Source organism: Bifidobacterium oedipodis (assembly GCF_012932425.1).
GTDB classification, from domain to species: domain Bacteria; phylum Actinomycetota; class Actinomycetes; order Actinomycetales; family Bifidobacteriaceae; genus Bifidobacterium; species Bifidobacterium oedipodis.
This window is the reverse complement of record NZ_JAAIII010000003.1, coordinates 59,786-79,810: the sequence shown is the minus strand read 5'-3', so window position 1 is coordinate 79,810 and position 20,025 is coordinate 59,786. Positions and strand designations below refer to the sequence as shown.

Annotated in this window: 20 protein-coding genes and 1 pseudogene; 15 read left to right on the top strand and 6 right to left on the bottom strand. The window is 60.0% G+C overall.

Annotated elements, in window-relative coordinates; translation table 11 throughout:
* Nucleotides 1-188 precede the first annotated feature (188 nt).
* The 9 genes from G1C95_RS05265 to G1C95_RS05230 all read left to right on the top strand — a co-directional run bounded on the left by G1C95_RS05265 (nucleotide 189) and on the right by G1C95_RS05230 (nucleotide 13,669).
* Complete coding sequence (locus tag G1C95_RS05265) at nucleotides 189-1,259, top strand: RNA-directed DNA polymerase (protein ID WP_240947443.1); 1,071 nt, start codon at nucleotides 189-191, stop codon at nucleotides 1,257-1,259.
* On the top strand, nucleotides 1,256-1,561 hold the full coding sequence (locus G1C95_RS12535) for a hypothetical protein (RefSeq protein WP_240947442.1): 306 nt from the start codon (nucleotides 1,256-1,258) through the stop codon (nucleotides 1,559-1,561). The genes G1C95_RS05265 and G1C95_RS12535 overlap by 4 nt, the downstream gene beginning before the upstream one ends.
* 117 nt (nucleotides 1,562-1,678) lie before the next feature.
* The gene (locus G1C95_RS05260) at nucleotides 1,679-2,302 is read left to right on the top strand and encodes a hypothetical protein (protein WP_169171921.1); all 624 of its coding nucleotides are present in this window, start codon (nucleotides 1,679-1,681) and stop codon (nucleotides 2,300-2,302) included.
* A 131-nt stretch (nucleotides 2,303-2,433) separates the two neighbouring features.
* Nucleotides 2,434-2,748 carry a hypothetical protein gene (locus tag G1C95_RS05255; RefSeq protein WP_169171920.1) on the top strand — a complete coding sequence of 105 codons (315 nt, stop codon included), beginning with the start codon at nucleotides 2,434-2,436 and terminating at the stop codon, nucleotides 2,746-2,748.
* Between the two features lie 176 nt (nucleotides 2,749-2,924).
* Nucleotides 2,925-8,591: a hypothetical protein gene (locus G1C95_RS05250; protein ID WP_169171919.1), complete on the top strand. Its 5,667-nt coding sequence runs from the start codon at nucleotides 2,925-2,927 to the stop codon at nucleotides 8,589-8,591.
* On the top strand, nucleotides 8,592-9,404 hold the full coding sequence (locus tag G1C95_RS05245) for a phage distal tail protein (RefSeq protein ID WP_169171918.1): 813 nt from the start codon (nucleotides 8,592-8,594) through the stop codon (nucleotides 9,402-9,404).
* Nucleotides 9,401-10,993: a phage tail spike protein gene (locus G1C95_RS05240; RefSeq protein ID WP_169171917.1), complete on the top strand. Its 1,593-nt coding sequence runs from the start codon at nucleotides 9,401-9,403 to the stop codon at nucleotides 10,991-10,993. The genes G1C95_RS05245 and G1C95_RS05240 overlap by 4 nt, the downstream gene beginning before the upstream one ends.
* Nucleotide 10,994: 1 nt before the next feature.
* Nucleotides 10,995-11,849: an Ig-like domain-containing protein gene (locus G1C95_RS05235; RefSeq protein ID WP_169171916.1), complete on the top strand. Its 855-nt coding sequence runs from the start codon at nucleotides 10,995-10,997 to the stop codon at nucleotides 11,847-11,849.
* Nucleotides 11,850-11,935: 86 nt separating this feature from the next.
* On the top strand, nucleotides 11,936-13,669 hold the full coding sequence (locus G1C95_RS05230) for a collagen-like protein (RefSeq protein WP_205832732.1): 1,734 nt from the start codon (nucleotides 11,936-11,938) through the stop codon (nucleotides 13,667-13,669).
* Between the two features lie 221 nt (nucleotides 13,670-13,890).
* Here G1C95_RS05230 and G1C95_RS05225 read toward each other — a convergent pair.
* From G1C95_RS05225 to G1C95_RS05215, 3 genes and pseudogenes are all read right to left on the bottom strand, one after another.
* Nucleotides 13,891-14,235, bottom strand: a pseudogene (locus G1C95_RS05225) (phage baseplate protein); the annotation flags it as partial.
* Between the two features lie 30 nt (nucleotides 14,236-14,265).
* A complete protein-coding gene (locus tag G1C95_RS05220; protein WP_169171914.1) occupies nucleotides 14,266-14,454 on the bottom strand; it encodes a hypothetical protein in 189 nt (62 codons plus the stop codon).
* A gap of 69 nt (nucleotides 14,455-14,523) precedes the next feature.
* On the bottom strand, nucleotides 14,524-14,742 hold the full coding sequence (locus G1C95_RS05215) for a hypothetical protein (RefSeq protein ID WP_169171913.1): 219 nt from the start codon (nucleotides 14,740-14,742) through the stop codon (nucleotides 14,524-14,526).
* A 27-nt stretch (nucleotides 14,743-14,769) separates the two neighbouring features.
* On the opposite strand from G1C95_RS05215, the gene G1C95_RS05210 reads away from it, so the two are divergent.
* A complete protein-coding gene (locus G1C95_RS05210; protein WP_169171912.1) occupies nucleotides 14,770-14,940 on the top strand; it encodes a hypothetical protein in 171 nt (56 codons plus the stop codon).
* A gap of 94 nt (nucleotides 14,941-15,034) precedes the next feature.
* Here the strand turns inward: G1C95_RS05210 and G1C95_RS05205 are convergent, their stop codons facing one another.
* Both G1C95_RS05205 and G1C95_RS12530 read right to left on the bottom strand, forming a co-directional pair.
* On the bottom strand, nucleotides 15,035-15,673 hold the full coding sequence (locus G1C95_RS05205) for a site-specific integrase (protein WP_169171911.1): 639 nt from the start codon (nucleotides 15,671-15,673) through the stop codon (nucleotides 15,035-15,037).
* Between the two features lie 69 nt (nucleotides 15,674-15,742).
* A complete protein-coding gene (locus tag G1C95_RS12530) occupies nucleotides 15,743-15,892 on the bottom strand; it encodes a tyrosine-type recombinase/integrase (protein ID WP_169171910.1) in 150 nt (49 codons plus the stop codon).
* Between the two features lie 94 nt (nucleotides 15,893-15,986).
* Here G1C95_RS12530 and G1C95_RS05195 point away from each other — a divergent pair, with 94 nt between their 5' ends.
* From G1C95_RS05195 to G1C95_RS05180, 4 genes are all read left to right on the top strand, one after another.
* A complete protein-coding gene (locus G1C95_RS05195) occupies nucleotides 15,987-16,364 on the top strand; it encodes a hypothetical protein (RefSeq protein WP_169171909.1) in 378 nt (125 codons plus the stop codon).
* A gap of 91 nt (nucleotides 16,365-16,455) precedes the next feature.
* On the top strand, nucleotides 16,456-17,289 hold the full coding sequence (locus G1C95_RS05190) for a peptidoglycan recognition protein family protein (RefSeq protein ID WP_169171908.1): 834 nt from the start codon (nucleotides 16,456-16,458) through the stop codon (nucleotides 17,287-17,289).
* Between the two features lie 3 nt (nucleotides 17,290-17,292).
* Entirely contained in the window at nucleotides 17,293-17,436 is a 144-nt protein-coding gene (locus G1C95_RS05185) for a hypothetical protein (protein WP_169171907.1), read from the top strand.
* On the top strand, nucleotides 17,433-17,762 hold the full coding sequence (locus G1C95_RS05180) for a hypothetical protein (RefSeq protein WP_169171906.1): 330 nt from the start codon (nucleotides 17,433-17,435) through the stop codon (nucleotides 17,760-17,762). Before G1C95_RS05185 ends, G1C95_RS05180 begins: the two co-directional genes overlap by 4 nt.
* Before the next feature lie 72 nt (nucleotides 17,763-17,834).
* Here G1C95_RS05180 and G1C95_RS05175 read toward each other — a convergent pair whose 3' ends face one another.
* Nucleotides 17,835-18,311 carry a hypothetical protein gene (locus tag G1C95_RS05175; RefSeq protein ID WP_169171905.1) on the bottom strand — a complete coding sequence of 159 codons (477 nt, stop codon included), beginning with the start codon at nucleotides 18,309-18,311 and terminating at the stop codon, nucleotides 17,835-17,837.
* A gap of 512 nt (nucleotides 18,312-18,823) precedes the next feature.
* Between G1C95_RS05175 and G1C95_RS05170 the strand changes: the two genes are divergently transcribed.
* Nucleotides 18,824-19,867 carry an MFS transporter gene (locus G1C95_RS05170; RefSeq protein WP_335341414.1) on the top strand — a complete coding sequence of 348 codons (1,044 nt, stop codon included), beginning with the start codon at nucleotides 18,824-18,826 and terminating at the stop codon, nucleotides 19,865-19,867.
* Nucleotides 19,868-20,025: the final 158 nt, after the last annotated feature.

The window sequence follows — 20,025 nt, the reverse complement described above, 5'->3', positions numbered from 1 at the left end:
AATACCAGGTGGAACTACGGGGGTCGCCAACCGGGAGCAAAACAGCAGAAGGCCGCATCTCGCCCTCCCGGCATGGAGAGGGCCCCAGCCACGCCATGATGATGGCGAAAATCAGATCCAGCAGCACGGCTTGTACCCGATCCCGTCCAGCACCGGGGAACGCCGTCACCATCCCCGATAGCTTAAACATGAAAACACGCTGCAAACACACGCACGTCGGCTCGCAATGGTTCATGCGCGAGGCGATTGACCATTACCTGAAGGGCAAGCGGAACAGGCATGACGTCAAACGCTGGCTCGAACGCAATCCCGGCCTCGACGCCGCCGCCCTGCGTTTGGCCGAAGGCATCCAAACCGGGCGTATCCGGTTTCAGCCGATACGCTATTTCAACCGTGTCGAGCCGATCAGCGGCAAGCACCGTGTCATCGGCCGTGAGAGCGTTGAACAGCAGATCTGCGACCATGCGGCCGTGATCGCGTTGCAGCCGTTGATCAAAGCAAGGTTGGGCCGGTGGCAGACCGCGACCATCAAGGGGCGCGGCATCATCGACTCGAAACGCGCGATAGAACGCTGGCTGCACGACAAGCGCTCAAGGTATTTCGCCAAGCTCGACGTGATCCACTACTATCCCAGCATCGACCGTCCGACGCTCATGCGCATGCTCGACCACGACATCGGCGACGCGACCCTGTTGCGCCTCATCTGGATCCTCATATCAACGCATCGGGGAACCAACGGGTTGAACATCGGCTCCTACCTGTCGCAAACCCTCGGCAACTACTATCTCGCCGGCGCTTACCATTACGCGCTGGGCGAGTGGAAGCCGAGGCGCGGCAAGCGGGTGCGCCTGGCATCGCACGTGCTGTTCTACATGGACGACATGATGCTTCTCGGCAGGGATAAAAGGGATGTGCGCATGTGCGCGCACCGGCTCGAATCCTACCTCGACCAGATGCTTCACCTGAAAGTGCACGAGGGCTGGGACGTGGGGCGCGTCGGCGCAGACCAGCTCGACATGGTCGGCTTCCGGTTCACACCCAACCGCACCACGCTCCGCCCCGAACTGTTCCTGCGCGCCCGGCGCGCGTTCAAACGCGCCGACAAGAGCATGTGCAGGACTCGCGCCCTGCGCTGCTCAAGCTACTACGGGTGGCTCAAAAACTCCGACAACATCAGGTTCCGGCGAAGGAACCACATCGACAGAATCCAACGCAGGGCATCACGCATGCTCTCGAAACGAAAGGAAAGGAAGCAATGACCACGCAGACGGTGCATTCCTTCAACAAACTCGAACCACTCGACTACTACCCAAGATTCGACGGCCTGGCCGACGTGCGCCTGCGCGAGAACATTCGCGAGGTCAAGACCATCGGCGAATACGGCGGGGACGGCACGCCAATCGAATCCACGGAATGGCAGGCCGAGGAAACCTACCTCGTCACCGACATGAGCCGCGAGCAGGTCGAGGCCAACCGGCAATGGCTGCTCGGCAACTCGAAGTACGCGCAGCACATCATGAACTCTGACGTGCCCAACATGGACGGCCCCGGCCTCGCCTAACCCACGCCCGACCGTTCCCATTGGGCGGGCCTTTCCATTCGTCTCCGACCGGGTTTCCTGTGGCCCGGCCGGGGATACTCATACCAACACACAGGAACAATCACAGGAGATTAGATCATGGAAAACAATACGAATGAGCAGAATGTGAACGTGCTGCCGGTTGCCGTGCAGGCGGTGCAGCCTTCCCCGGTTGCCGCCACCGCCGCCTCAACGCAGACTCAGGCTCAGGAGCAGCCGCAGGTTCTTCCTGCCGCCGGTACGCCCGTTGAACCGCAGGCTTCCGAACAGCATGCCGATACCGATACTTCTTCCGCCGATACGGTGATGCCGGAGACGTGGGACGAGTTCAAGGCGAGCAATGACCTGTATGCGACGCTGCCGGAGTTGACGCAGCCCGAACGCTTGCTGCCGGCCGATTCGATGCGTTTGATGCCGGTCGGTGATTTCGTTGCCGAGCAGATGCGCGCCATCAACGCCCTTCAAACCCACAAGGATGACGATACCGCCGCCTCTTCCGCTGAGGATAACAATGCGGAGATCGCGTACAGGATGGCCGCGATCATCGAGATGATCGACGGTTGGCTTATGAACATCGCCGTTGACCAGCGGGCGTATGACGAGTGGCGTCGTGGATTGCCGCCCATCGGCGTGTTCTCCGCGTATCTTGGCTTGTTCAACTGGTTTGCGGACGGCTTGGGAAAATCCGCGCGGTCGAAGACCGGTTCCGTGAGTGCCCGGTAGAACTGACCGCTGATTTCCGCAGATTCTATCAACTTGATTGGCCGGCGTGCAAGCATACGCTTCCGCCGGTCGAATTGTATCGGCTCCTGTTGGGGTTGGAAGGCTATGACAGCAGCCTGTACAGGGCGTTCATGCTTGAACACCACCCGCCCGAAACGGAGGATGGTGATGGTGGGGATGATGGGCGTTCGCTGCGCGTGCTGGCTTGGCGCAAGTGGTCTCAGGACACGATGCTTCGGGCGAGCATGGCGAACAGTCTCATGCTCCTGTTGGCGAATTATCGTGCGGCGCATGGCGTGACCGATGACGCGAAGCCCGTGTTGTTCTCCCCGCCCGGCACCAGTCCGAATGATTCTGGTGGTTCCGATAGTGGCGTGTGGGTTGATCACGACCCGTCGTATGAGGAGATGCTGGCCTTCCTGAACGCGGGCGGCAGACGCGGCTAGGGCCGTGTTCCGTCGTCCTGTTTATTCCGACGCCTTGGGGATTGCGGCGTCTCATCAAGTGGCAGTCCTTCTTCTGGGACGTGAAAGCCCCGGTGAATCAATCGTGGTTCGCCGGGGCTTTCGCATACTCCCACACTCTCTCTTTCTCTTTTTTCTGAACCGTTGGGGGGGTCGGCATGGTTGAACAGTATTCCGCAGGCGAGGTCGGCGTTGACGTCAAGCCGGTGCCGAAGGGTTGGGAGGAGTTCGAGGCGCGTTTGCGCAAGCTCGCGTCCGACGGCATCAACGTCGAAGCCAGGATCGATGCGGACTTGGGCCGGTATCGCGCGGCCACGAGCGGCCTTGACGGCAAATCCTACAAGCAGACGGTGAAGCTCGACGCGGAGCTTACGAACGTTGACAAGGCTCGCGACTCGTGGCGCAAACTGTCGAAGGACTTCACTGCCGACGCGAAGGTCAAGGCCGATGACGCGGGCATGGCGAAGGCCGTGTCGAAGATGGCTACCCGTTATGTTCGCGGGTTCAACGACATCTTCAACAAGGCGAAGGTCATCGAACCGCCGGCGTTGAAGCTCGACCAATGGCAGCAGCAGTTGGACGAGCAGCGCAAGAGCCTGACCAGTCTCAACAAGCAGTTCAAACCATACGGCGACGAGTTGAAGAACCTCGGCGAACGCATGGACGAATTGAACTCGAAATCCAACGAGCTTCACGACGGCCTTGAGAAGGCAATTGGCGACGGCGACAGAGCAAAAGTTTCCGCTTTGCGGCGTGAACTACGCAGCCTGAACAGTGAAATCGATTCCGTTTCCAAGCAGATATCGAAGACGCAGGACGCGAGCTCGAAGATACGCGAGAGCATCAAGTCTACCCGCAGGGAAATCGATTCGTTGCATAAGCGCATGGATCGTCACACGACCACGGTCAATGAGGTTTCCGCCGCCTATGGTTCGCTGAGTAAGAATCTCGCCCGCATGGCTACGGCGAAGCTGGCTGATTTCGACCGTATGGGCGTGGACATGAGCCAGGCCGCCGTGCGTACCCGTGCGTTCAACGAGGCGCAGAAGGATACGACGAACTCCATCCCTAAGGCTCGTGCGGTCGTTGCCGAGTACAGCAGGCAGGCCAAGGAGTTCAGCGAGGATATCGGCGATCAGGAACAGCAGCTGTACAAGTTGCAAAAGGCGCTTGCCAGCCTGAGGCCGAGTGATGCGGGCGACCGGCTCAATGATGATCTGACTCGTTTGAACTCTCGTGTGCGCGGTCTGCGTGCCGAGCTTGAACGCAACCCGTTGCGCATCCACACCCTGTTGGACGAGCAGGGGTTCGAGGATGGTTTGCGCCGTGAACTGGAAAACCTGCGTGAACGCGCGGAGGTGGAGGTCAGGGTCACGGGTTGGCGTGATTCCGCCACGGAGCTTGAGGAACGGTTGAACCGTCTCAAGCGTGAGCGCATCGACGTGCCGGCTGATATCAGCTTCGACCATGAGGATTTGTCGAAGCGTATGCGTGATTTGGCGGACGCGATTGAGAGCGATCCGTCGAACGTGCGTCATGTCGCCGATTTGAAGGCGAATCTCGATATCGACATGCAGCGTGCCGAACGTCGTTTGGACGAGTGGAAGCGAAGCAATGAAGAGTTCAAGATGGACTTGGATTTGCAGACCGCGTTGGCTAGCGCGCATCTCGCGTACTTCACCCGCCCGCGCACCGTGGATATCTACGCGCAGTTCCACGGCAGTGACCTTGGGCGCGTCATTGATGGTCTGACGGTCGGTGCCACGGGTATTCGTGGCGTGCGCAACGAGTTCGAGAAGTTCGTCAACCTGATGGACAACCTCGACACGATTGTGCCGAAGGCCGGCATGATCGGCTCCGTGCTGGCGTCGCTTGGCGCGGGCGCGGTCAACGTTGCCGGCACCATTGGCGGCATCGGCAGTTCCATACTGTCGATGAGCAAGGCCGCGTTCGCGGCTCCGGCGGCGATCACGGGCATGGCCTCCGCCCTGTACGTGCTGTATCAGGCTTGGGGTGACAAGGGCGCGACGTTCAAGGAGAACGTCGATCTGACGAACACCGCGTTGGGCGGCTTGTCCGACAAGGTGGTTCAGGCCTTCTACAAGGAGGCCACGCCAGCGTTGACGAGCATGGCCGACGCCATCGGCGATCAGGTCACGCCCGGATTGACTGGCATGGCTACCGCCGAGGGCTTGGCCGCTGCCGGCATCGCCCGCATGATCGCGCAGGCCAACGAGGCTGACAAGCTGTCCACGATATTCAACAATTCCAATGAGGCCGTCACCCGCATGGTGCCGGGCTTGGAATCGTTGACGGCCACGTTCTTCGAACTCGGCTCCACTGGCAGCGAGGTGCTGCCGGACATGGCCGACTGGTTCAGTGAGAACACGGAACGGTTGCGCGAATGGGTGCAGCAGGCTTCCGAATCCGGGCGTGTGAACGAGGCGTTGCGCGAAGCCGCCGAACAGGGCGGCTATCTGAAGGATTCCATCGGCTCGCTCATCGGCATCATGTCGGGCGTGTTCGGCGTGTTCGCCGAGGGTGAGAACGGCATCCAGGGGTTCAGTGAGGCGTTGGCCTCCGCTGACCGTGCGGTGAACTCGTTCAAGTTCCAGGACACGTTGCGCGCTTGGCGTGAGGGCGCTCAGGATGCTCAGGAGCAGTTCAGGGGCGTGTTCTCCCAGATCGGGGATGACGCGTACAACCTGCGTGACGTCACCAGTCAGGTGTTCTCCGACGCGGGGGCCACCGCCGCCACGGCGTTGAAGACCGTGAGCAGTGTGCTGCGCCAGTCTAAGACCGGCATCAGCGATTTCAGCAGCGGTTTGCGTGACGGGTTCCGTGAGGCGTTCGGCGCGTTGGATGACGCCGGCCCGATGTTCAACCAGCTGTTGAGCATGACCGGCAGTCTTTCGCGTACGTTCGGCGGCACGTTCGCCAACACGCTGCGCACCGCAGCCCCGATGATTCAGGCCATCGCAACAGCCGCAACCGGCGTTGCCAACGCGTTCAACGCGCTGCCGGCACCCATGCAGGCGGCGATTGGCTTGTGGGCCACGTTCGGCAGGACGTGGACGAACGGCATATCGTCGTTGAAGCAGAGCATGCTGACGAACATCCAGCAGACGTTGCAGTACAAGACGATGCTGGCTCAGTTGGGCGTGCAGGCGCAGACCTCGTCCATGGGTTTCCGTGAGCTGGCGCAGGCCATGCGTGCCGTGAATGGCAGTGGCGTGACGAGCGCCTTGTCTTCGAACATGGGCATGTTCACTAGTCTCAACGCGCAGGCCAAGGCCTCCGGTGAGGCGATGGCAGGATTGTCCAGGAACGTTGCCGAAACGGCGGCGAAGACAACCGTGTTGAGCGCTCCGATGGGCAAGCTCGGAAACGCAGTGAAAACGGTCGGCGGCTGGGCTAAGACGGCCGGCAGTGCCATCCTTGGCATGTTCGGCGGGCCGGCAGGCTTGGCCGTCACCGCAGGGTTGACCGCAATTGGCACGGCGATGAACGACTACCAGTCGAAGGCCAACGCCACCGCCGAGGCCTCCGCGAACGTCAGTAACGCGATAGCCAGCATCTCGTCAACCGCGCAGCAGACCGCGAACGGGTTGGGTGTCTTGGGTTCCGCCATCAAACAGAACCTGAGCGACCCGGACGTGGGCGAGACCGGTTGGAACTGGTTGAGCGACATGATGACCGGTTTCGACAGCGTGAGCGACGCATCCAAGGTTACGGGCGTATCCATCGATCAGATGAGCAAGGCGGTAGCCGGCGGTCGCGACTCTTACGAGAAGCTGTTGAACCAGCTGCAACCCACCGAAGAGGCCATGAACGAGCTGACCGGTCAGGCGCTCAACGGCATCATCGGCACCAAGGATGATACCAGTGCGCGTGTCAAACTGGTCGAAGCGCTCAAACAGCAGCGCGAGTCCGCGTTGGAGAACCTGCGCACCACCGCCGTGGCGAACGGGTACAGCGAGAAGCGCGTCAACACCCTCGAAAAAGAGGGTGCCAGCCTCGAACAGATCGCCGCGAAGATCCAGTCAAAAACCCAGTTGGAGCAGAATCACGCCCAAGCCATGCAAATGGTGTCGCAGGCTCAGGCCCAGGAGGCCGACGCCAGCATTCGGGCGTCGCAGGCCGCAAGCCAGTACGCCACCACCTATCAGGGCATGGGCGAAACCATAAGCCAGGTGCAGGCCCTGATGGCGCAGGGCCAGTCCGTGTGGAACTCGCAGACGCAGGACTTCGACTATTTCACCGAGGCGGGGCGTATGGCCGCGAACTCGTTGAACCAGTTGGCGTCCGGCGCGAACTCGTACATGGACGCGATGATAGACGCCGGCAAACCGCAGGCCGAGGTCATCAGCAAGCAGGGCGAGCTGCGAGACCAGTTCGTTCGTACTGCGACCCAGATGACCGGCAATGCGGATGCCGCGAAGCGTTTGGCCGACCAGTATCTGATGACGCCTAAGGAAATCGAGACGACGTTCAAGGCGAACGTCGCCCAGGCCAAGGCCGACATGCAGCAGTATCTTGGTTTGACCCGCGACCTGTTCCCCGATGGGAAGAAGGGCGACCAAGAGCACAGGATCGTGATGAAGGCCGTGTCATCCGGTGCTATCAGCGATCTGACCCAGTTGCAGGGCGTTGTGGACAGGATCAGCAACGGCGCGGACGCGAGGGCTATCACGCTCATGCTGAACGCCGACGGTGATGCGGAGTGGAAGACCGAGAACGTTGCCAACAACCTCAAGGCCTTGGGTATGCAGCCCAAGGATCTCGAATGGCTGTTGAACGCGAACGGCACCGCCGAGGAACGCGCCCAAAGAGTGCGCGACGCATTGTCTGACCTGAACCTGACTGACAAGCAGATTCAGTGGATTCTCGACTGCATTGACAATGTGACCGAGAAGGCCGATACCGCTAAGACCGCCATCGAGAACGTTCCCGAAGGATGGAGCACCCATCTGAACGCCGACGGCAACACCGTCAGCATCGCCAACGAGTCCAAGAACGCGGTGTATCATGTGCCGTTGGATTGGATCACGTTCCTTCAGGCGACCGGCAACACCACGCCGTTCGCCAACGAGGCGGAATTGTCCGTGAATGCCATCCCGCCCGAATGGTTCACGAAGATCGATTCGGACGGCAACACGAAGATCAGCGCCGAAGAGGCTGACCGTGCCGTAAGGAACATTCCCAAGGACTGGCAGTCGAAGATTCTGGCGAGCACTTCCGGGTCGGCCGAGGTGGTTGCGCTGAAGGAAGCGATTCAGGCAGTCAAGTCGAAGTCGGTTTCCATCAGGGTCACCACGTTCCACGAGTTCATCGAAAGCCATGTGACGAGAGGCAACTATGCTCCCGGCGTTTCCACCAACAGGGCGAAGGGCGGGCGCATCAAGGGGCCTGGCACGTGGACTTCGGATTCGGTGCCCACGAACCTTTCGACCAACGAGTATGTGATTCGCGCCGCGTCGGTTGACAAGATCGACAAGGCGTATGGTCGCAACGCTCTCGACGTGATCAACCGGTATGGTGTGCTGCCCGCGTCCAATGAGTCGCAGTTCCTGAAGCAGGCCGTGAACACGGCGGCGATAGGGCGTTCGGTCACGAACGCGATCCGCCGTCAGGGCAACCGGTTCAACGTGACCGTTGCCGCACCGTCATCGGGTGTAAGCATGGAGTCGATGGAACAGGCGGCGTTGAGCGCATTGTCGAAGGTTTCCGGTTGGAAGCTGGACGTTGACGAACGCCGTTTGGGCTACCGGTTGACGCCGATCATCTCGAAGAACATGCGAATCGAGGGAAAGCGAGGCAAGTAAATGGCCGATTATCCGCCCGGCGAGGGCTTGTTCAAACGCGAACCCGGTGATTGGGGCGATGACGGTCTGCGCATCAACGGGCTGCCACTATCCCATTGGGGTTTGTGGCTGGGCGTGGACGGCGTGCAGGTGGGCGAATTGTCCATGGGCACGTCGTTCACCGAACTGCCCGGCGTGCCCGGTCTCGTTGACGGTTCGCTCGTTGACGGGATGAACAATGCGATCCCGACGCAAAGGCGCACGCTGACGATCAACGTGGGCATGTGGGGCGACGAGGCGGAGGCCGTGGAGTCGAAGACGAGATTCGCCTTGTTGAACGGTTCCACGGTTGAAGTCCAATGGCGCAACTGGCCGGGAGTGTTCATCGGCCGTATCACGTCGATCAATTGGACTGACGAGTGGAAGCAGGGCGTGTTCGTGCGCTCGTTGGGCGTGGTCACGGTCAGCTGCCGGCCATACGTGTACGGTACGCCGCGCTCGTTCGAGACCAGTACCGCAGTGCATACGGTGCTGGTCGAGGGCAACCGGCCCACCGGGCCGACGGTCACCTGTGTGCCGCCGGCGGGTACGAAACGGTATTACCTGACGGTCAACGAGGGCAGTGCGAATCAGGCCCAGTTGGTGTTCAACGCCGATTTCAACGGGTCGTGGACGCTGACCGTGGATTGCGACCAGCATTACGCGACCTACGGCACTCAGCCCGTGTTTCCGAGCGTGGATTCGGATTATCCCATGCTCATACCCGGTTCGAACACGGTGCAGGATTCCGCGGGCGTGAGCCTGTGGACTTACACGCCAAGGTGGCTGCTATGAGCATGAGGTTTGTGGTCTACGACCGTTGGGGCAAACCCAAGGGTGACGCCCAAAACGTGTTCGAGGCGACGTTGAAGCGCAGCATCCAGGACGACTCGTGGTCGGACACGCTTGACCTGCGGTGCGATGACGGCGTATTGAAAGGCGATTACCTGATCTTCGTTGACGGTCGCGGCAACTGGCACGAGTATTGGGTGACATCCCCGGAGACGATCCGCGAGGACGGCATGCCCGTCTTGGATGTTCACGCGGTGAACAGCTTGCAGGAGATTCAGGCTTCGCGGCCGATCATCGAATATTTCGAGGAGGTGAAGATCGGGCCGCGTCGAGCATTGGAATACGTGCTCGACGGCACCCGGTGGAGCGTCGGCAACATTGACGAGTCGGTTGATGCGCGTGACGTGAAACTTGAGGCCGTGAACGGTTGGGACGCTTTGCAGTCGATAGCCGATTTGTACGGTCTGCGGTTCACCACCCGGTATGAGGTGGAGAGCACGTTGGATGGGATAGGCCACCGGTATGTGGACTTCCTGAAACCACAGTCCGGCGAGCATACGGGCAAACGGTTCGAATACGGGCGCGATCTTAAGAGCGTGCGGCGCACGTTCGAGGAGCAGCCCGTGTACACGCGTTTGTACGTGTACGGCAAGTCGGAGACGGTCAGCACGCCCGACCCGGATGACGAGGAGGTGGAACGCCTCATCAGCATCAGCCCCGTGAACGATGGCAAACCCTACCTGCAAGCGTCGGATGACGTGTTGAACCAGTGGGGCATGGTCGATGCGAAGGGCGCTATCCAACAATCGTACGGGGTGATCGTGCATTCCGACATCGACACGGTGGCCGCGTTGATGGATCAGGCTCAGGAAGATGCCAAGAAGTATTTCACGCCGCAGGTGCAGTACGAGGTGGATGTGGCCGCGATCCGTTTGGATGACGGCACGATCCCCTCGTACGAGCGCGTGGACGTGGGAGACATCGTGCAGATCATCGATACCACGTTCTCTCCCGCATTGCGGTTGGAGGGCGAGATAACCGGTCTTGAAGAGGACTTGTTGTCTGATGGGGCGACGCGCACGGTCACGGTGGGCACTGTCATCGAAACGATGGGCGAATACCAGTCCACGTTGAAGAAGGCAACTGACGCGTTGTGGCGTGGCAAGCCGAATTGGGATGCTACGCGAAGCATCGCGGATACGGCGCACGCTTCATCGCAGACCGCGATTGAGAACGTGGGCGATGTCAGCAAGGTCGCGTTGGCCGCAAACCAGACGGCCGAGGCGGCGAACGCCCTGGCCTCGCAGGCGCAGGCCACGGTCGCTCAGGTCGGCACGGTCAAAAACGTCACCTTCCCCGTGGCGTCGTTCACGGATAACGTGTGCACGGTCACGGTGGACGGTTTGGGTGTGGCGAATCTCGTCAGCCCCTATGATCCGTTGACCGAGCTGGCGGTGTGGGACAAATGCAAGCCGGTGTTCACCGACCATTCGATGCAATCCGCAGTGCCGGAGGGCAGCATTCGCTGCACGTGCTCTACCACTCCTGAGAAGGATTTGCGCGTGCGCGTAACCGTGTTGAGGGGAGCGTGACATGCTGATCCAAACCTATTACGGAGGACAAGGGAATAGCGGCGGGGAGACGCCGGAGACGAAACCTGTCACCGGCATCACCGCCAGCGTCAGCTCATTGACCGTGACCATGGGTTCGCCGCAATCATTCACCGTCGCCATTCAACCGGATGACGCCACCGATAAAACGCTGACCGCCACAAGCAGTGATACGGGCGTGGCGACCGCGACCATCAGTGGAACCACGGTCACGGTCACTCCCGTGAAGGCTGGTAATGCGACGATCACCGTGGCAAGCAAGGCCACGCCCGCGATCACGGCCAGCGTGGCGGTGACGGTGAGCACGGCCAGCGTGCCGGTCACGTCAATCACCGCGCAGCCGACATCGCTTGAGGGCACGGCGGGGGAGAGCGGAGAGGTCACGTTCACCGTGCTGCCGGAGAACGCCACCGACAAGTCACTGACCGTGATGGGCAACAATTCCCGCGTGCTGTCGGTCGAACACAAGGCCGGAACTACGTACACGGTCAACTATCTTTCTGCCGGCACGGGCGTGGTCACGGCAAGGAACACGGCGAGCGGAGTGGATCGGCTCGTGAACGTCACCATCAACGCCGCCATGGGCATCAAGGTGACACCGGAAAGCGTGACCATCCACCCGGATCAAGGTACCTACACGGCCACCGTGACGGTTGAGACCACTCCCTCCGGGTTGGAGTGGACGGCCACTTCATCGTCGGAGGATTACCTGTACGTCACCCAGCGGGACGAAAGCACGCTGGAAGTGCAGCCGTACAACTACGGCAGTTTCGCCGTGACCATCGCGCTACGGGATTACCCGGACGTGAAGGTGACGCTGCCCGTGGTCGTTCAATAAAAACCGTTCGTCAAGTTTCCAAGCCCCGTAAGGCCCTGCGCCTGCGGGGCTTTCTCATACCCAAAATCAAACAAAAGGAGTGAATCATGGCATTGGACGCCAATCGAAGGATTCTCATCACCATCGACCGTGCGAACGACTGGCAGGAGCCGGTGCGTTTGAATCAGGATGATTTCGCGGGTCGCGTCATCCGCGTGCGCGTCACCGACGCCGGCTTGCCCGTGTTGGACTCGAATCTGAAGGCGCGGTTGAAGTTCAACAGCGAACCGAGCAATGAGAACAATCCGGGTGATTTCCGTGATATGACGCGCGTGGAGGGTGAGAATACGGCCACGTGGGATGTTCCCGTGCCGCGTGCGGCCGTCACCAAGAGCGGGCCGATTGATATGGGCATCGACATCATCGATGGTTCGACGGTCATCGCGTCGCGTCTCATCACGGGCATCGTGGAGCGCAGCGTGCTGCGTTTGGCGGCGGTTGATTCGGATACTGGCGGCAACTGGTTCGAGGAGAAGGTCAACGCGGCCGAGGAGGCAGCTAAGCGTGCGGAGACCGCCGCCAACAATGCGTTCGATACGGTGTCGAACTTCGGTGTGGAGATTGGTGTGGTCACCACCGTGCCGAATGACCAGCCGGCCTATGTGAAGAATCACAAGGTCAATGGCATGAACACCATGGACTTCGGACTGCCCGAAGGCCCTACCGGGCCAGCCGGGCCGGCCGGGCCTCAGGGGGCCGTCGGCCCCCAGGGGCCTGTGGGCCCCGTGGGCCAGGGTTTGAAGATCCTCGGCAGCGTCGCGGCGGAGTCGAATCTGCCGTCGTCCGGCAACACCGTCGGTGACGCGTATCTGATCGGCAACGATCTGTACATCTACTACGCGTCCAGTGGCGCGGCTGCGGCTTGGCATAACGTGGGTGCGTTCAAGGGGCCTGCGGGTACGAACACGTTCCTTGTTGGCGTGCCCATTTCGGCGAACAGCAATGTGGCGTTGAGTTCGGTCAGCAATCCGGGCGGCTTCGAGTACAAGGTCGGTGACGTGCTGATCGGCTCGGATGGCGGCACCTACACCGTGAAGACGGTTTCCTCTTCGGCGTTGGGTGTGGGCGACAAGATTGGTGATCTGACGGTCGGCACGCAAGGCCCCGCCGGCCCTGCGGGCATTACGAGCGTTGAGGCGACCACGCTGACCCCCGGCAGTCAGGCCACAATCACACTGGAGAATGGTCATGCCGTTATCGGTGTTCCGCAGGGTGTTCAAGGGCCGGTCGGGCCGAAGGGTGAAACGGGAGTCAAGTCGGTGACCTCGGCCACTGTGGCCGGTTCCGAGGTGAGTGCGGAATATGATGCCAGCACCGGCAATATCGCGTTCAAACTGCCCACCAAGGGCGAACCGGGGCCTAAGGGTGATCCGGGTGAAAAAGGTGACCCGGGTGAGCGCGGGCCTCAGGGGCCTCAGGGCGAACGCGGTTTGACCGGCGCTCAGGGGCCAGCAGGCAAGGACGGGCGCGACGGTGAGACTCCGAGCCTTTCCGGTTACGCCACTGAATCGTGGGTGCAGAACAATTATGTTAGCACGCGAGATTACCAATCCCAGTTGGATGATTACGTGAAACAGTCGAACACCGGTTCCGTCACCATCAGCTATGGCGCAAGCAAGGTCGCGATCCAAGGCTCCTATGTTGACGTAACCTACGGCAGCAGCGCGAAGCTCACCGCAGCCAGTGATTCGGTTGCCATGAGCTTCGGCCGCAACAGCATCATCATCAACAGCAGCGGCATTGGCCTGAACTACAACGGCAAAACCCAGTTCTTCGGCTGATGGGCATTACCAATCCTTTGACTCCCAGGTTTTGACGATTGGCGGCGGTTCAGCGCAGGTTTTCCTACGCTCTTCCAGCGCCCAGATCATGTACGGCGATAACTCGCACGTCGATCTTGGGCCGAGCTACACCGCCATTGTTTTCGGCAAATACAACATCATCATCGACAGCAATGGTGTACACGTCAACGGCACAAAAGGAGCGACGAACTTCTAACCGGTTAGGCGATGCGCTGCCAGATGTAGCAGCCCAGATAGGGCTGCATCAGGCTGAACGCGGCACCGCCGCCCTGCCAGTCGGTGTTCACGGCGCGGCTGCTGCCCTGGCCGTTGCCGGCGCTCACCGAGGTAAGGCTTCCGGAGTTTGACCCGGATTGCAACAGGGTGATGGCGTGCTGGTGGCGGGGCATCTCGTTGGTAGTCAACGTGTGAGTGCTGTTGCCGCCGGTCTCGTTGGCCGAAATGCTTCCACCGGCACCGACCAGCACCCTTCCCTCGGCGATGCGCTGCCACGTTCCACCGAAGTTCGATGACGGATTGCTACTGCTCATGCTGAGGTAAATCGAACCAACCGGCCATGGGGATTGGTAATGCTGTTAGATTCCAACGGCAGTCCATCCGAGGCTTACGCCGCTTGTGGATTTGTTGCCGGCCACGTAACCGGTGAATGAGAATCCGCTCGTGGTGACGCCCACGACGTTGATCAGAACCTCGGCCTGACTACAGCCGGCAGTCACCGCAGGACGCTCGGTAAAACGGGTACTGAATCGCACACTGCCGGACACGTAGGAGCCTTGACCGCTGATCGATCCGATGCTGTAACTGCCTGAATCGGTTTTCAGGGATTGGTAATGCTAGACGCCGACCGCTGACCAGTGGATGGAGACGTGAGCGTTCGCTGACACCGAGTAGAGCGCGTAGCTGAAGCTTTGCGAACTCAGGTCGGTGATGTTGAAAATCACACCGGCCTGACTGCTGCCAGCACTCACGGCCGGCGTGCGGCTGAAGTTCTGCGAGAAGGATATGACACCTCCACGCGACTGCCCGGTAGAGATGTTTCCAGCGTCATACAAACCTGAATCCGTGAGCAGGGATTGGTAATGCTAGACACCCATCGCGTACCAGTGGACGGTGCCGACGCGGGACTGGTCACTGGCACGGTTGAGGCTGATGACGTGGAAGCTGGACGCGGTGATGCGGTCAACGTTCGTGACGAACTGTCCCTGCTCATTACCGGCGCACACAATCGGCGGACGCGAGAAGCTGGTTGAGAAGTTTATCGTCCTTTCAACACCTGCGTTCGGCTGCACGGTGCCAAGGTTGTACTCGCCGGAATCGAACTTGAGGGATTGGTAATGCCGACTCCTATCGGATGATGGTTTTCTCCCATTGCCTCTGCGCTTGGCGTAGCACGTCCAGCTCAGGCCTCAGATAGTAGCGGGCTGTGGTGGTGATGCTGCTGTGGCCCATCATGCGTGAGACCACGGCCACGTCAACTCCTGCGGCGAGCGAACTGGTTGCCCACGATGTTCTGAGGTTCATAGGCGGCACGTAGGGCAGGTCATGGCGTTTGCACCATGATTCGTAGCGGCGTGCGGCCATTTCCGGCGTGAGCGCGCCTATGAGGCGTCCTTTGCCTTTGATTTGTCGGAGGCGTTGGACGGCGAAGCGGGGGAGTATGAGCGTTCGTCGGCTCAACTCGGTTTTCGGCGGCACGAGAGATTCGTGGCCGTTGACCCATTGGAGTGCGCGTCTGATTCTGACTTTGCCGCTTCTGAGGTCTATGTCTTCCCATTCGAGGCCCATGCCTTCCTCCCTGCGCAGTCCGAGGGTGAGAGCGCAGATGAGCCAGGCTTCAAGTTCGTGCCCCCAGAAGCCCTGCAATAGGGTGCGTATCTGTTCATTGGTGAGGATTGGCGGCTCATGGCGTGGCTGCTTGGGCGCGTGAACCATGCCGGTGATGTCCCGCTGACACAGTCCCCACCTGTGTGCTTTGCGCAGCATCGGGCGTAGCACGCTCCATGCTTTGCGCGCCGCGCCCTTGGTTGGGATCGAGGCAAGCCATGTCTCCACTTATTCGACGGTTATCGCGTCCATGTCCATTTCCCCGAGTGAGGGTTCGATGTGGCATTGCCACGCGCTCTCATATCCGGCTTGCGTGCATTCGCGCAATCCGGCGCATGACGGTTGGAAGCGTTCAGTCCAGAAGTCGTTGAGTTTCATTCCCTTTTTCACCTTTCAAAATCCCCCGCGTCGCACGGCCGTTCCATGCGGTTTGCGCGTGGGGGTTTCACATTACCGAGAAAGAAAGCAGGTGATGCCCTTGGAGGGTTTCATTTTCGATTTGGCCGAATGGGCCGTGACCGGCGTGCTGGCCGTGGTCGCCGGACTTCTGTGGAAGCAAATGCAGGAATATCGGCGTCGCGGCTTGGAGGAGGAGCGGCGGCGTGACGAGGAGCACGCTGCGTTGCGCAGGGGTATGCAGATGCAGTTGCGCGCCCAGTTGGTGGAGATGCACCACCAGTGGGTGGCGGAACGCGGCTATATGCCCGTCGAGACGAAGCGGCTGTTCCATGACATGTTCTGCGCCTATGAGGCTTTGGGGGAGAACGGCATCATTTCAAGTCTTTACGAGGATGTGAAGAAGGCCCATGTCGCCCCCGGCCCGGATGGGGACGAGGATGACGACGATTAGCCCGCCCTTCCCGTCCGCTTTTTGTTTTTGCCCCGATCCCACTCGTGTGGGGCCGGGGCTTTTTCGTACCCGCTGACTGAAAGGAGTTTCAATGACGGGTTCGGCAATGGCCCTGTGGCGAGGGTCGCCAAATCATTACGACGGGCGCAGGGGTTGGAAGGTCGATCACATCACCCTGCACATCATGGTCGGCTGGCTGTGGGGCACCGATAGCTGCTTCCAACAGGCCAGTTTCGGTGCCGCATCGCATTACGGCGTGGGCGGCACGCAGGTATTGCAATGGGTCGATGAGGATAACGGTTCATGGGCCGACGCCAACTGGATCAGCGATTGCTCGGGCATCACCATCGAACATCAGGGTGGCATGGCCGGCATTCCCATGACGGCCGAGACCATCGAAACCAGTGCGCAATTGTGCGCCGACATTTCCCGCCGTTACGGCCTTGGCAAGCTTTACCACGACGGACTCAACGGCAACGTCTATTTGCATCGCGAGATACCGGGCACCACGCACGCCGCTTGCCCCGATCTGGCCGTGAACGGCCTGCCGTACCAGCAGATCATCGACAGAGCAAACCAAATATTGGAAGGAACTGACATGGCAGTAAGCAACCAGGATTTAAGCAACATCTTCTACGCCGTATGGGGTAGGAATGCGGGCGACAACAACAAGCAGCCGTTCGGCAATCCCTACGAAACACTCAAGAGGTTGGCGAACGTTGTGCCTCGTATCCTCCGGGCGCAGGACGCCAACGATTCATGGATCTTCTTCCCCTCCACGGGCCGTGTGAAGGCGTTGACCGACGCGCAGGTCGAAGAGGTGAAGGTGGATTACAAGAACATGGGCCTCGGCGAGATTCCGACCACGGCGTTCCGTACGGCGGCGCAGCGCACCATTTTCCTTAACGCCTTGAAGGAGGACTGAATTATGGCGGTCGCAACAGGCGCAATGCTCGAAGGGCACAGGAACATGGGCATCACGCCCGACAAAACCAATGAAATCAGCAAGGCCGATCCGTCCATTCCGGACACGGGCCTTGCCAACACCGAGTACAAGGAGGAAGCATTATGACGGTTATCCAGGCCGTGGCGACGGTCATCAGCGTGCTGGTGATCCCGTGGCTCGTGCAGCTTATCAAGACGAACACCATGAGCGGTGTGGCCGCTCGCTGGACTGCGCTCATCGTGAGCATCGTGGCCGGTGTGGTGACCGGTTTCGTGGGCGGCGTTCCCGCCAACCCCGGTGATTGGGTCACGTGCATCCTTGCCGTGGTTGGCGGCATCCAGATCGCCTACAGCGCGTTCAAGGCCGTTGGCGTGACCAATGCGTGGCTCGACGCCTTGGTTAATGTGGGTAACGTCGGCCAGCCGAAGCACGCCGATGTAATCAACAGGTAATCCAAGCCCCCTTTTCCAAGTCTCTTATGGCTTGGGGGAGGGGGCTTTTTCTCGTTTCCGGCGTGGGGTTTCCTATCGTTTGCCTTGCAGGCATTCGCGTGCCCATGCCTCGCACGCGCGGTTTTCCTCGTCATCGCCCAATAGGAGCAGGAACGCGGCGTTCATGCCGGGCCGCTGCGGGTCAATCTTCTTAATCAACCCCTGTTCGCGCAGGAAAGCCCATGCCTTGCTGATGCGCCCCTTTGCATTGTTTTCGCGGGTTTCCATCATGGCTTCGGCCTCTTCCTCGGTGGCGTTCGCGAGCTTGTCCGCATCTATCGCGGTCAGGGCCATCGCTTCGCTAATGCTTCGCCAGCCTCGCGTGTAGAGGCGGCATGGGACGCGCAGGCGCTTGAGCTTGCCATCCGGGGGCCAGTCGTACGTGTTGTGCGCCATGTACAGCAGGACGCTCAGCGAGAACGAATCGGTGAGCGGATTATTGCCGCGCGGCTTGGTCAGCCGACCTTGGGCAACGAGTCCCCATACGCGATCATCATTGTTGAAACCCATCGGCTCCATGCCCTCTCCCTCCACGTATGGTATGCTTTACGCGGAGAATCCTTCCTGATTTTCCATATCACCCCCGTAGCGACGCAACCGCTGCGGGGGCTTCTTTTCCTTCAACCCAGTGATTGATGTAATTGCAGTATACAGCATAGTGGTATTGCAGCTGAATATCGAGTGTGTCTCTAATGGCACTGCCGATGTTTTTCTAAAACCACTGTTGGTGTAATTGCTATTACACATATACAAGTAATACAAGTAGTACAGGTTATTACAAGTTATACAAGGCGCATTGCAGCCGCGCATGTGGCCGAACTTGTACAGGAACCGTACAGGTTCACGGACGGCATAGGATACGCGGGCACGGCCTCTCAACGCTCTGAAACAGGCTTCGCAGGATACCGGACATTTACCGGAACAAATCAATGATTGACGCAATGTACGATTCAGCCTCATGTTGCGAGAGCACTTGAAAACAAAGAAGTTCAAGTACTTGTCAAACTCGATATAGATACCTAATTGTCTCCAACCTGATGTTCGGCAACTTCTCCGATCGCTGCCGCGCAAAGATTGGCCGTCGTACACCGTTCATTCTCTTGGGTGCTGTGTTGGGCGGCGTCACGTTGTTCCTCACTGGCATGCTGACCAACCCGGTGCTGATCACCATCGTCTACTGCGCGTGCATGTTCGGCCTCAACGCCATGATCGCCCCGCTGGTCGCCATGATCTCCGACCGCATTCCAATGAACGTGCGCGGCACCATGTCCGCATTCTTCGGCGCAGGCCAGACCTGCGGCGCACCGATCGGCACCCTCATCGGCTCCGCGTTCATCCTGAACCATTTCCCCGGATTCATCCTCGCCGGCGTGCTCATGTTCCTCGGCGGTCTCGTCGCCGTCCTCATCGTGCCCAAGGAGGCGTCCGCCGACTTCCTGCCGAAGGATGAGGGCACCGTCAAGGATGTGCTCATGAGCTTCCGCCCGCCGAAGTTCTCCACGGCCCACGACTTCTACAAGGCGTTCGCCGGCCGTATCTGCATGCTGCTGAGCTACCAGATGATCACCGTCTACCAGCTGCTGATCTTCCAGAAGTACATCGGCCTCGACGATGTGGCGGCCGGTGCCGCCATGGCCACCATGTCCGTCATCACCATGGTCGTCTCCCTGGGCGGCTCGCTGGTCGCCGGCCCGATCTCCGATCTCATTGGCCGCCGCAAGGTGCCGGTTGTGGCCGCATCCGTGCTGTTCGCCATCGGCATGGCAATGCCGTGGATCATGCCGACCACCATGGGCATGTTCCTCTACGCCGGCATCGCAGGCCTCGGCTACGGCGTGTATTCGTCGGTTGACCAGGCGCTGAACGTGGACGTGCTGCCGAACAAGGAAGAGGCCGGTAAGGACCTCGGCGTGTTGAACCTGGCGACCACGCTCGGCCAGATGCTCGGCCCGGTGTTCATGTCCGTGATCACGGTGACCCTCGGCTATGCGATGGCGTTCCCGATCTCGATCTTCTTCGCCCTGCTCGGCTGCGTGTTCATCATGATGATCAAGGGTGTCAAGTAACGCCATCGGATCTGCCTGACAGAGCGAAGTAAAACTAGTCAAAACCAAAGAATTCCGCCAGTTACCACGGTTGTAACAGGCTGGAATGAAGAATAATCTGACGGTTTCCAAGCGTCTTGTGAGCTTTCCCAATAGAGGGAGGCCCACAAGACGCTTTT